Here is a 13,751-nt window from a genome sequence, read left to right as displayed (position 1 = left end):
TCTAATGCTATTCTTTGACCGATCCTACAACAATGCCAGTCACAAAGTATTTTTGCAGCAAGGGATAAATCAGCAATAGCGGGATAACAGCGACTACGATTTTGGCTGCATTCAGGTTTTTGTTCGATATTTCAGTCAGGTTACTGAGTTCACTGGAATTTGTGCCGGCTTGAAGCAAATCAGCAATATTCACGTTAAGAGACTGAATATAGGTCATTAGCGGGTAATTGCTAACTTTGGTCATATAGATCAAACCGTTGAAGAAGTCATTCCATGTCCCCACAATACTGAACAAGGCAACTGTCGCCAGCGCAGGAATGGACACAGGGACATATACTTTAAACAAGACCTGGAGCGGATTGGCCCCATCGATGAATGCTGCTTCTTCAAGCGCTTTAGGTACAGCGGAGAAGAAATTCATCACGAGGATGACACTGAATATCGGGACAGCGCCTGGCAGAACAAGTGCCCAGATCGTATTCAGCATATCCAGGTTTTTGATCAGCAGGTAACTCGGAATCATGCCTCCACTGAACAACATGGCAAAAATCATGATATTCATATAAATGTTTCTGCCTTTAAAATCCCTCTTTGATTTGGATAGCGGATAAGCCATCAAAATAATCAGAATCATGTTAAGCACAAGGGTTAGCGCAACACGTAGAACGGATATACCAAAGGAACGCCAGAACTGTGCATCATCGATAATTTTGGTATACGCTGCTGTTGTGAAATTGACCGGAACGAGACCTACTGCGTTCGCGGATACCGCCTCGCTACTGCTGAATGAAATGGCAACGATATTCCATAACGGAAGAAGGCAGACCAATGCCAGCATGATGACGATGGCATAGATGGCAAACCGGCCGATTCGATCTTTTAAGTTTGCAGAATAGGACACAGGTTTGGCCTCCTTAGAATATTTTTCGGTCCGTATATTTTTTGGCCAACTGGTTGGCAGACATGAGCAAAACAATACCGATGACGGACTTGAATAAACCAACAGCTGTACCGAAGCTATACTGCCGCCCGACGAGACCGATCCGATAGACATAAGTATCCAGGATGTCGCCTGACTCATAGACAACCGGGTTATACAGATTATAGACTTGATCGAAACCGGCGCTCAAAATGTTGGTCAGGCTCATTACACCCATGAGCAGAATAATAGGCAGCATACCTGGCAATGTAATATGCCACACTTTTCTCCACCAACTTGCTCCATCTATGCCTGCCGCTTCATATAGACCGGGATCAATCGACGTAATCGCAGCCAAATAGACGATAGAACTATAACCAAACTCCTTCCATACGTCTGTACCGATAATCAGTGGCTGGAACCAGGTGTTGCTGCCAAGGAAATTAATATTTTCGAGGCCAAAGAACGCCAACATTTGATTCACAATGCCATCCAGACTGAACATGTTGACAACAACGGATGCCAGTACAACCCAGGATAGAAAGTGCGGCAGATAAACAATCGTCTGCACGGATTTTTTAACGTATTTGATACGAATTTCATTTAATAAAACGGAAAAAATGATGGCCATCATCGTTCCGAGCAGAATTTTGCCAATCGCAATCACCAACGTATTGCTGACGACCTGCGCGATATCCGGCAGCTTGAACATATACATAAAATGCTTCAGGCCTACAAATTCGGAGCCGAACATGCCCTTAGCCGGTATATAATCCTGAAACGCCGTAATGATGCCGACCATTGGAACATAGCTGAATACAAGCAAAAACAAAATGCCCGGAAGCATCATCATATGGTACATGGCACCTGGGCCGAGCCGCCCTCTCGCTTTCCAATTCCCCTGTTTCATGGATGAACCCCTTTTCTGAAGAAAGGCTGCGTATCGCAGCCCTGCTACTGTTCATGGATGTTTATTTTTTCGATGCGATCTCGTCTTCAATTTCCTGAATGACTTGATCACCACCCTGTTTCTTCCAGTTACTCACGAATGTATCGAAGTAATCGAGCGGTTCTGAACCCGTTACGATTTTGATAAACGATTCCTGCTCCAACTTCGTCAGATTGGCCCACGTCTGTTTCATGCTTGGTGTAGTGCCAGAGAAAGCAGGTGTCATCCATACAAATTTGTTTTCCTGTGTCAGTTTGTCGATCAGTCCCACTCCGTTGATCCGTGAATGATATTTTGACCAAGCAGTCACATCATCCGTATCCATGTCACTCAAATAGGTTTTGATGCTTCCGATGTTGTTTTTTGATTCGGTTGTGCGCACCTCGTCGAGGCCGATTTCTCCTTTAATCCCGCGAACAACGTCAGAGTAATCATCCAGCAGCGATGTAGCCGAGTTGACTTCGATATTAAAAGGTCTTGTAGATCCGTCTACCCCGGTCTCCTGATATTTGGCAGCTTCCGGCATGGTTGTTGCGGCATCTTTATCATTGGCCAGTTTATCGTAGAACAGGTTAAGAATCTTAACGGCCAGTTCAGGGTGTTCATATCCCTTTCTCACCACGATAAACTGATTGGATGGATTGGCATGCGCCACGTTGACCTTGCCGTTTGCATCCTCCAGCGTATAAGCCGAGAATTTCGCATTTTTATCCATCTGTTTCGCACTGATCAGTCCCCAGTCAGGGATATGCCATGGTCCAAAGGCGATACCGCTTTGGCCGTTGGCGTAGAGTGCGGTAATATCATCAAACGTGCGTGTTCCAAATTGCGGGTCAATAATACCATTCTTGAACCAATCCGCCATGGTGCCTAGCATTTTCTTCGTTTCTTCTGTCGTGGAACCATACACGATTTTGCCGTCTTCACCATTCATCCAATATTGCGGGAAGGCTCCCTCGGTTGAGGCCACACCCAGCATCGTATAAGCAGAGCCATTATAATCTGTTGTATTCATCGTGTTCACAAAGGGAATACCTACCGGGTTCCCGGATTGGCCAGGGTCTCTTTCCAGGAATTCCTGTGCCGTTTTCTCTACTTCATCGAGCGAGATGGCACCGTCTCCGTCTGTATCAAGTTGAATCCCCAACAGATCCAACCAGTCCTGACGAACCCAAACCATCGTGGGTGCGGAATCCAGAGAAGTCGCCGGAAGTCCCATCAGACGTCCATCAATCGTCGCATTTTCTAATGCACGGCCATCATAGGAATCGTATATCTGCTTGATATTATTCGTAGCATATTGATCATATATGGTTGTCAGATCCTCAATCAGATCGTTATCCACCAGCTCTTTCAATTCATCTTTGGAATCAACGCGCATCATATCAGGCAATTCCCCGGATGCAATGGCGAGCGAAACTTGACGGCTATAATCTTCACCATTGGCTTCAAATTGATCTGTAATCTGAGCGTTAAACGTGTCTTTGACCAGCCGAGTATATGCGTTGTTCTCATAGGTATCACCAGCCGGCAGTTTTGGGTTGGCTGTGGTTACCCGTCCCATGGTTACTGTAATTTCTTCTTTATAAGCACTGAACGGATCTCCCGGTGTTACCTCATATTTGCCTGCTTCCTCTGCAGTAGGAGGAGTGGAAGAGTCTCCACATGCCGCGAGGGTTGCAACCATCAAGGCAGACATGGACAGCACGGCCAGACGCTTCGTTAACAGGTTGCTTTTCATGGACCATTTTGTTCTCATCTAGTTCGATTCCCCTTTGTTGTGATGTTCAATATTTGTTTGCGCTTTCATTATAAAATGAAGTGAAGCCCTATCGAGATAGGGATTACACGTCCGTTTGGATAGAGAATTGTGTACAGTTTTCAATTGGTATTATGAAGTATGGTTAACTTGTGATCATTTACCCTACCTACTGACCAACATTCGTCTATCTACCCCTCTTCTCGATCAAAAACAAAAGCCGGCAGCTCCTAAAACAGGAAGCTGTCGGCTATTTATTTCCTCTACCTAGCTGCCGATATTCACTTGGCAGAATACCTGTCAGTTCGCGGAAAATCCGACTGAAATATTTTTCATCCGTATAACCCACTCTTTCAGCAATCCAGAAAATCGTGTTGTTTGTATTGAGCAAATACTCTTTGGACTTCTCCACCCGGATGAACCGGGAGTACTCATTAAAGGTTTTCCCCATCAGATCTTTGAAACATTGACTGAAATAACTTCGGCTGATATTGAGTTGTTGGGAGAGTCCTGAAGCTGTATAGGCCTGTTCCAAGTCCTGCTGCACGATCATCACCGCTTTTTTCACGGCATCGATGATTTCCTGCGAATACGAAGTCTGTTCATCAGCCTTTCGAATGCTTGCAGCAGTCTGTTTGATCCATTCTTCAACCTCGTACCAGGACTCGAAAGAATGTATCATGGCGATTCTTCCAAGCGTAGTTTGGGCAAAAAGGTGGTTCCATTCCATAACGATCGAGTACAGCAATCCCATCAACTGACCTTTATGTAATCGTAAGGATATAAACTGATCAATGAGTTGGTTGTAGTAACTCTCATGGTGGGTCCAAGCTGTCTGGAACCAACTTTGCTTAATCCGATCAATGTCCTCATCCAGCGGTTCGTTTGAACATGTGTTTTCCTCATTCATCGAAACAGCAATGACTTGGTTATTGGGGTTGTACGCATAGAATAAAGACGTCTCTGTATAATTTATAATCCAGTTTTTGATTTGCGACCACGTTCGGTCTTGCACATCAGACAAAACCAACAACGTACTATGGGGAACTTGATGCAGGGATTCCTTCAATTGATAAAATAGTTGATCTTCTTCGGACGGGGGTGCAGCCCACATGCAGCTATTACGCTCAACCTCCCACCGTATCTCATCTTCATGCGCAGTTAGCTCCATTGGCCACTTATGCTCTGATTTGCGATCCTGTGAAACAAGGGCATACACATTTTGATAATGGACATTGACTTCATTCTGCGAAGGCATCTTTCTTATCGTGCTTGTCAACCCGTTAATTCGGGTATGTATCCGTTGCAGAACATGTTCAAATTGCTCTTTCTCCAGCTGGACTTTGGCTATATAATCGATGGCTCCGAGTCTTAGCGCTTCCTGGATATAATCGAAATCCTGATGCAGTGTTAACACAACGATATGAAGTTCTGGATAGAGCTGCCTTGCAGCTCGCATCAGTTCAATCCCTGACATGACGGGCATTGCAAGATCCGTCAGCATCAGATCGACCGATTGGGTTTTCAGGAAATCCAGTGCTTTCGCCCCGTTGCTGGCCTCTCCTACAACCTCCATGTTGAACTCGTTCCATGGCATCGCAGAGCTAATGCCTTTGCGTACCAGCTTATCATCATCTACAATCAATACCTTAATCATGCTGAGATATCTTCTCCTTTAATAGGCAATACAAGCAGTATGCTTGTCCCTGTTCCCAATTCACTCTCAATCACCAGTTCTGCTTGATCCCCGTACTGTGCCTTCAACATGCGGTGAACGTAATTGAGTCCGATGCCCATCCCTACTTTTTGTTGTTCAGCTTCACGATTGTTCAGCAGATTATGAATGGTTTCCTCAGTCATGCCTGCACCATTATCTTGGATCATAATGTTCAACGTTGCAGTGCATGTCACTTCAATCTGAATAAAACCTTCGTCACTCAATCCATGATATAACGAATTTTCAACCAGCGGTTGCAGAATAAAGCGGGGCACAGGAATTTGAAGCACTTGTTCATCTGCAGTAATGCGGACGTCAAATTCAAAGTCATATCGAATTTGTTGCAAAATCAGATACTGTCTTAACGCATCAATCTCCTCTTCCATGGTGGAGACTTGCCCTAATTTGCCCAAATTGTAATACAGTAGCTTGTTCAATGACTGCACCAGCTTGTCGATCTCCCCTTGTCCGTTCATGACGGCCAACCAGTGCACCGTATCGAGCGTATTCATCAGAAAGTGCGGGTTGATCTGATAGAGTAGCTTTTCCACTTCTAGGTCTGCACGAATCTTCTCTTTCTGCTGCACTTCCCTGAAGAGGTCACCAATTTGATGCTGCATATTCGAAAATTCACTGAGCAGAAAATCAAATTCTGGAATTTGAGTGCGAGCTCGGCTCCCTGTCATTTGTGGATTTTTGGACATCCCGTTGATTTCCGAATGGAACAGGCCGAGTGGTTTGTAGACCATCTTCCACAGCAGCCAAGCAAGAAACACGGTAAAGCCGAGGAAAAATAAAGCGACCAGCAATATTTGAAGCAACCACTGGTTTTTCTCCTGTTGATATTGAGACTGCGAAATGACCGATACGACGCTCCATTTCTGTGAGGAATCTTCCTTGAACCAGTGATACCCACGGGATATTCCGTCCTTGGCAGGATCGACCGTTAAGCTGGAGAAATTCTCCCCGACCTTCATGGCCTCCGGTATTTCACTGTAAACAATGTTTCCTGTACCATCCAGAATGAGATGAGATAATGCACCGTTGTATTGATTGTAACCCAAGATATCCTGTGTAAGGCGAAATCCGGATTCTACGTATATGTACACGTCGTCCCTTTTGGGCAGTTGTACTTTTCGCATGGCAGACAGAACGAGTTGGTCATCAAACCGGTTCATGCTGATATGGGGACCATAATACTTAATGCCATAAGTTTGGAAGAGCACTGGCAAAGATTCAGGAGAAAAATGATCCTTAATCGGAAAGTTGCCGAACTGCGTAGTGCCTTCTTTCTGGAAATAATATAAGGTCAATCCGATATTCGGATTGGTAAACGTGACCACACTTAACTCGCTCTTTAATTCGTCCCTGGCCTCGATTAATTCGAAGATATCGGAGGACGGATTCAAAAATTCATCCAACCTTTTGCCTACAGTGCCACCGTAAGATAATTGCTGTGTAACGTGATTTAGATTGGTGATGGAATTCTCCAATGAAGATGTCACCTGCTGTAAATTGCTACGAATGCCATCATCAATCTTATTTGCGAAAATAGAGTCAATGGTATAATAAGAGATCGCAAATATACTGATAAAAGGGATAAACGCACTGAGAAAGAACAGTAAAAAGATTCTTTTTTTTAGTGTCATGGGGACCTATTCTCCTTCTGAAAATAAAACAGCAAGCCTCCTGCGTATGGAAGCTTGCTCCAAGTCCAATTTCCTTTCATCATTATAGATTGATATTCAAATAAGTCAAACGCTTTCATATTGTGCGCATATAAAAAGCGCTACTCCTCAAAATGATGAGGAATAGCACTTTTATATACGTACCTTACTTCAGTTGTAATCACTTCTTGTTAATGGAATGCTCAAACATTTCAGTCTACTCTCGTACCATCACATTTAATTTGTGTGATCTGGTTTCCCCTGAAGAATTACGAAGTACAGCTTCATACTCGTAGATTCCAGATGCTCTTCCAGAGATTGAGGTAACCGCAGACTGTGCACCAGGCGAATGAGATTGCAGCGATTGTGTGTCAATCAATGCACCATTTTCGTAAAGTTCGTATTCGGTTGCGTTTGTTCCCCACCACAGATTCATGGTGACATTATAGTTGCCGTCACCGTCCCAGTTGTCGTTCGACAGAACGGCTTGCCCCGGAGAAGCATCCGTGACGATGACTGTCAGTGGAACACTCATGGTTGAACCCAGTGCATTGATTAATTCTCCAGTATAGATATAGGTGCCATTTTTCTTTCCAGTAATATCAACTTGAACAGATTGGGCGGACGGGGATTGATCGACCAGAGAAATTTCCTTAATCAATTCACCATTCTCATACAGCTTGAACTGATTGCCATTATTCCCCCACCACAGATTCATAGTGATTGTATAGTCTCCGTCTTTGAGCCCCGTGTCGTAACCATTATTATCAGATAACACCGGAGTGCCAGGGGCACCGTTTGCTAGTGGCGTTGTCTGATGGAGCCATTCCTCCCACTTAATCAGAATACTTGCCTGCTCATCCGTAAATACGGTTCCTCTAGCTGCTTGAACGTCATTACCGTAGGATGCAAGCAATTGACGCGCTTTTGCTCCTTCACGATTGTTTGCTGCCTGTTGGGCCAGCTGTAACGTGTTTGTGAGCTGATCAGCAAGAACATCAGCATTAGGATCGATCGATTCATCAGCAAAGGTGTTGGTCAGATTAATTAGGCTGTCGAATGTAGCAATAACGCCAAAACGATATTCTACCGTCTGTTCCCAGCCAGCCAAATCAGAGACCGTTGCCGTAACCTGGTTCAGGCCGGGTTCCAGTGTATACGCCGGAGTGTCCATGAGCACACCCTCCGGTTCTGCCACACCGGATACCGTATCGGAAGCTGTATAGCCAATTTCCACGTGCTGATCAATGGTGTATTCGGTTTGACCATGAATTTCAATGGTTGGAGGTACGAGATCAATGGATATGGACAAAGATTGTTCGCTCTCTTTGTTACCGTCAACATCGACGCTCCAGTAGGTGATGGTATGTGTACCTTCTTCAGTCAGGGTCAACTGTGTGCCACTCACCGTTTCGCCACCATTGATTTGATAATAGGTCCCTTCGATTTCGGAATCTTCATCGCTTGCTGTGAAGGTTACTTGTGCCGGTGAAGTATACCAGCCGTTCTGTAATTCACCTTCCACCGTTGCCTTGGTATGCGGGGCTTCCTGCTCCGGTGACTCCCCTTCCAGCGTTACAAAATCAGATAACGGTATATTCAAATCTTTTACAAGGCGTGCCACGAGTTCAGACACCTTGATGGCACCGTTCATTTGCAAATGTGTATTGTCTTCCGTGGTGCCTACCCACATGAATATCGATTTGGTTCCTTCTGTACCAAGCTCCTGGAAATGCTCCCAACTGGCCTGGTTCAGATCGATGATGAGTGTTTCCGTTTCCTGCGCCGTTTCTTTCATCGCCTGTACGTATTCCGGGAAGCTTTTGTTCAGCACCTCTCCGGTAAAATCACGACGATTCACTGGTGTAACCAGAACCGGGATCGCCCCTCTTTGCAGAGCACCGTTAATGTATTCTTTCAGATATACCTTAAATTGCTCTGGTGTAAGATAACGCTCTGGACGTGAAGGTGTTGAATCATTATGAGACCACTGCATGAACAGATAATCGCCTTCTTGAATGTCGAGTAAAATATCGTTGAGATATCCGCCGACCAGGAAGGTTTTGCTGCTGAGTCCTCCAACTGCCCGGTTATCAATGCTAACTTCATTGGGATCAAAATATCGACCCAACGTTTCACCCCAGCCTGCTTGCGGACGATAGTTTTCCGCGTAATTGGCCACCGTGGAATCACTAGCCAAATATATAACCGGTTTATCACTTGCACTCTGATCTGGCAGACGCTCCAGCTTCAGCGCATTGATCTTCGGTGCATTTCCGGTGAAGTTGAAGTTAAAGACTCCATCAATCAGGGCAATGTCGTACGTAATTTCTTTGAATTCGCCCTTGGCAATGGTTGTGAGCGGCAGCTTGGTCATCTGCTCTACAACAACATTTGCGCTGGTTGATTCCTCCGCATCCCCGATGGTCATCGTTACCCGGTAATTGGCTGGCTCCATCTCCACCAGGAATGAGGTGCCGTTTACCCGTGTGAAATCCTCTTTGAGCGCATCCCCGGTCTCCCGGTTTTCATCTTTGGTCAGCGCAGTATCGGCAAAGCCATACCCATTGCCTTCGATGAACGCTCTTTTGGCATCTACCTTGATGTATCCTTCGGCGGCGCCGCCGGAACCAAAGTCAAATTTGTATTCGTTTATCCCTTCGCCCGGTTCACTTGTCAATGAATCCTTCGCGACAGTTAACATATTAAACACATGGTCAACTTGGGCTTGGGTAGCTTCCGTATTGAAAATGGCTTCCGCAGCTGCCAACGCCCGGTTCACCACGGCCTTCGATGTATCTGTATAATCCGACAGATCTAGTGCTTTGATCTGATCATACAGAGAGATCAATGCAGTCTGATCGCCGCCCTCCGAAGAGAGCTGAGTGCCTTCAATTCGCACGTTGTCGATCTGGGTAGTCCAGTTCAACGTGCCTCCACCACCTTTTCTCGTGCCCAGGAACCGCATGGATCTGACGTTGTCCGCATATGCGGCGGAGCTCAGTGGGATATCTTGAATCGTTTGTGTAAGTGTCGGATTCGCTAGGTTCGTTAATGTCAGATCAAGTGTTTTCTCGGCAAAATTAACGGTAGCATCCACATTGACCCACTGGTTCTTGGAAATATCTGTAGCCGTTCCCCCTTCAGGTATGGCTGTATCACCCGTGCCGTAGTCCGGATTATATGCACCGACAAAATAATGAATTTTAGTGCTTCCAGTTTTTGTAAACAGCGTGAAAAGGGCATTTTCGTTCGAATCCTGGACCGTAAGATGACCTTCTGATGGATAGGCACTCACATTACCGGATTGCCAGTCAAAGTTCACATTCACCTGATCGCCGTTTACGGCATCAAACAGACGGAACACCTTGGCTCGATTGCCCGATCCGGACCCTGTGACGGACAGTACCTTATTTCCGGACTGTTCAACTACCGTTCCCGCCATGGTTCCTGCGATACCCGTAGCATTGACCATCGCATACTGGTAGTTGGCAGCGTCGCCTTCAAAATCCTCCTCATAGAGCTGGGTTTCTGGCTCTGGTTCGGGCTCGGTAATATCTGGGTCAATGACCAGCGATGAGATACTCAGCTCCATGTCTTTGACTGCACCAGCAACGAGTCCGGCAATTTTCTGTGCACCATAGCTGCTGAAATGGGTATTATCGTTGATTCCATTCGGGTATTTTGGATATTCACCCGGATTAGCATATAGGAATACTTTTTCCGTAGCGGTATTACCAATTTTGTCGTAGTACGCAATACTTAACTTGCTCAGATCAATCAGCGGCACGTCAAGCTCTTCTGCCACTTCTTTGGCAGCCTGCACATATGCCGGGAAGCTGACGTTGAACTCTTGAGTCACCGTGTTAAAGTCTCTGCGTCCAACCGGAGTGAGCAATACGGGTGTAGCGCCGCGTTGTTTGGTACCGTTTACATATCGAGTTAAGTAGATCTTATAATCCTCTGGTGATGCATACCGGTCCGGTATCCCTGCACTAGCGTCGTTATGACCAAAGGAAATGAAGAAGAAGTCCCCCGGCTTAATTCGCTGCAGGATCGTATCCAGACGACCGTCTACCATGAATGATTTGCTGCTTCGGCCGCCGATCGCATCGTTCACGATCACTGCCCCATTGGAGAAATACCGTCCGAACTGTTGCCCCCATCCTTCTTGAGGAGCCTGCATTTCACTGTAAGATTGCATGGTTGAATCACCGGCCATATAGATCGTTGTTGCCGCACCGGCTACTTTCTCTGGATATTTCTCGATGATGACGTCTTGGATGTCTATGGCTGTACCCGTGAAGAGAAGATCGAGCTGTCCATCCACCACAGCAATATCATAGGAATACTCCAGTGGTGCTCCTGCTGTCACATTGGTTACGGCGAGCTTCTGGACGAATTCAGATTTGACTCCAACGTTCGAGTCATTTGCATCATTGCCCAATCGCAGCGACACCTTATAGTTTGCATTGGGCAGATCAACAGCAAATGTCGTGCCTGCCGCGACCGAAACCTGGTTTGCCCCTACTGTAACACCATTTGTATCCTTGAAGCCGTATCCCGGATCTTGTGCGTAGAGCGTATCCTGTATGTTTGTACTTCCCGACGCAGTCTCTGTACCGAAATTAAAGCGGTAAACCGGCTCCGGCATTTCTGCTTCGCGGGTCAGAGTCAGATCGGCTTTAGGGAATGCTGTTGCTTCCGCTCCAAGATAAAAGCCAGTGTGAGGCGGCTGATTGTAGGCTACATTTTGCCAGGCTATGCCAAGTCGATACACAGGGTCTTGCATCAGCGTAGGGATGCGATAGTCTGAAGGAATGGTCGTTGTGTAGAGACGATACTCCGAACTATCTTCGCTCCGCAGCAGAAGCTCCTCACGCCAGTCGCCCAGAATGTCCGCCTGGAGTGCCGGATTGCCTTTGGTATGGTTGTTCGTTAACGTACCGGTTGCCCGGAAGATTTCACCCAGCTTTTTGTTTTCGTAATCCCATTTATAAATGAGTGGAATTCCTTTTGCGGTGCTGTTATCCCACTGATGGTCAAACAGCTCCCGCTGAAGATCTCCATCCCACCAGATTGCAAAGTTGGCCGTTTTGGGCCCTTCGTCCACAGTGTAGATCGCCTCTCCCGCAGCCGAATAGGTATTGGTTACAGGTACACTTTGCCCATTGGTAACGGTCGTGGCCCATGATTCGTAACCTGGATAGTTCGGATCAATGTCTGCCGACATCCCGCGACCGGTGTCAAAACCTGTTTTTTGCCCCCAGAGAATTTCACCTGTTGCTGCATCACGCATCTCAAGTCCGTATGCCGCATCGGAATGCTCATGCACACTTACGACCTGGTACCCCTCTCGATTTGGATCGAGCTGACCTGCGTGCATGGCATCACCGTGTCCAAGTCCGGTACTGTACATCAAGCTGCCGTCATCGTCTATGGCCAGTGCGCCAAACATGATCTCGTCTTTGCCGTCATTGTCAACATCCAGCACACTTAGATTATGGTTGCCCTGTGCTTGATATTGTGATCCTGCTTCGTTTGTGTCGAACGTCCAGCGCTTGACGAGTTCCCCACCAATATAATCATAAGCAACAAGCACAGTGCGGGTATAATAACCCCGGCTCATCACGACACTTGGTTTCGTGCCGTCCAGATAAGCAATCGCACCAAGGAAACGGTCTACACGGTTGCCATAGCCATCACCCCAATCACTGACATTGCCTCTTGGCGGATCATAATTCACCGTGGATACGGCTGCGCCAGTCTCCCCGTCAAAGAGCGTGAGATATTCCGGCCCTGACAGTATGTATCCGCCGTCGTTGCGATAATCCTTTGTCCCATCACCAATGACTGTGCCTCGACCGTCCTTCGTGCCGTCCGCCGTCTTCACAACAACCTCGGCTTTTCCGTTGCCATCCAGGTCATACACCATTAACTGTGTATAATGCGCTCCGGCGCGGATATTGACTCCCAGGTCAATCCTCCACAGCTTTGTGCCATCCAGTTTGATGGCATCGATATAGACGTTGCCAGTATAACCTGCCTGCGAATTGTCCTTGGAATTGCTTGGACTCCACAGGAAAACAATTTCATATTCGCCATCTCCGTCCAAGTCAGCTACGGACGCGTCACCTGCATAATAAGAATAGGTTCCACCATCCTTGGTCCGGCCATCGGCTGGTTTATCCAGCGGAATAGGCAAATAATCGTTATGCCAGACTGATACAACCTCCGGTTGCATTTGCTCTTTGCCTGCAATAACGGTGGAGATCTGATATTGCGAGCTGTCGAAACCAGTGGTGTCCACATAGTTCGTCACATCGCTTATGGGTGATGCGTTCACTTTGGTTCCATTTTTATATATATTGAAAGCGATATCATCTGGATCGTTGTTTAAATACCTCCAGCTCAGAAAAACGCCGTTGTCTACAAGAACCGCAACCAACCCCCGGTTAAGATACTCTGCTTGGCGACCCGGCAGGCTGCTTGATGACTCTGCACGTATCGGCGCCGGAGGAACAGCCAGTGAAATAACCATAAGGAGTGCTAAAAAAGAGACAAACATCGATTTCTGGATGGAAACAGTTCTTCGGATCATTCGATTAACTCCTCCTTATCTAAAAATTCATTTTTAGAATCATCAGTTCGATCCTGCCCAGCTTGTTGTCATATGAACACAATTTACAGCCACCTCCTCTTTATGTTACCGCTTACATTTATCTTACAGGTCTAAAAAA

At 46.5% G+C, this 13,751-nt stretch carries 6 protein-coding genes; all 6 read right to left on the bottom strand.

The window, feature by feature from the left end:
- Positions 1 to 7 precede the first annotated feature (7 nt).
- Positions 8 to 901, bottom strand: a complete 894-nt coding sequence (locus tag QVE09_RS02755) for a carbohydrate ABC transporter permease (RefSeq protein WP_315935571.1) — start codon at positions 899 to 901, stop codon at positions 8 to 10.
- A 13-nt stretch (positions 902 to 914) separates the two neighbouring features.
- Positions 915 to 1,829 (bottom strand): ABC transporter permease, encoded by a 915-nt coding sequence (locus tag QVE09_RS02750; RefSeq protein ID WP_315935570.1) that lies wholly within the window; start codon positions 1,827 to 1,829, stop codon positions 915 to 917.
- Positions 1,830 to 1,890: 61 nt separating this feature from the next.
- The gene (locus QVE09_RS02745) at positions 1,891 to 3,627 is read right to left on the bottom strand and encodes a type 2 periplasmic-binding domain-containing protein (protein ID WP_315935569.1); all 1,737 of its coding nucleotides are present in this window, start codon (positions 3,625 to 3,627) and stop codon (positions 1,891 to 1,893) included.
- Between the two features lie 250 nt (positions 3,628 to 3,877).
- Complete coding sequence (locus QVE09_RS02740; RefSeq protein WP_315935568.1) at positions 3,878 to 5,284, bottom strand: response regulator transcription factor; 1,407 nt, start codon at positions 5,282 to 5,284, stop codon at positions 3,878 to 3,880.
- Positions 5,281 to 6,993, bottom strand: a complete 1,713-nt coding sequence (locus QVE09_RS02735; RefSeq protein WP_315935567.1) for a sensor histidine kinase — start codon at positions 6,991 to 6,993, stop codon at positions 5,281 to 5,283. The genes QVE09_RS02740 and QVE09_RS02735 overlap by 4 nt, the downstream gene beginning before the upstream one ends.
- Before the next feature lie 235 nt (positions 6,994 to 7,228).
- Positions 7,229 to 13,612, bottom strand: a complete 6,384-nt coding sequence (locus tag QVE09_RS02730; protein WP_315935566.1) for a rhamnogalacturonan lyase family protein — start codon at positions 13,610 to 13,612, stop codon at positions 7,229 to 7,231.
- Positions 13,613 to 13,751: the final 139 nt, after the last annotated feature.

Origin of the sequence: Paenibacillus sp. ClWae2A (genome assembly GCF_032452295.1) — a bacterium.
Taxonomy (GTDB): Bacteria; Bacillota; Bacilli; order Paenibacillales; family Paenibacillaceae; genus Paenibacillus.
The sequence above is the reverse complement of the archived record's forward strand: the minus strand, read 5'-3'. Positions and strand labels throughout refer to the sequence as shown.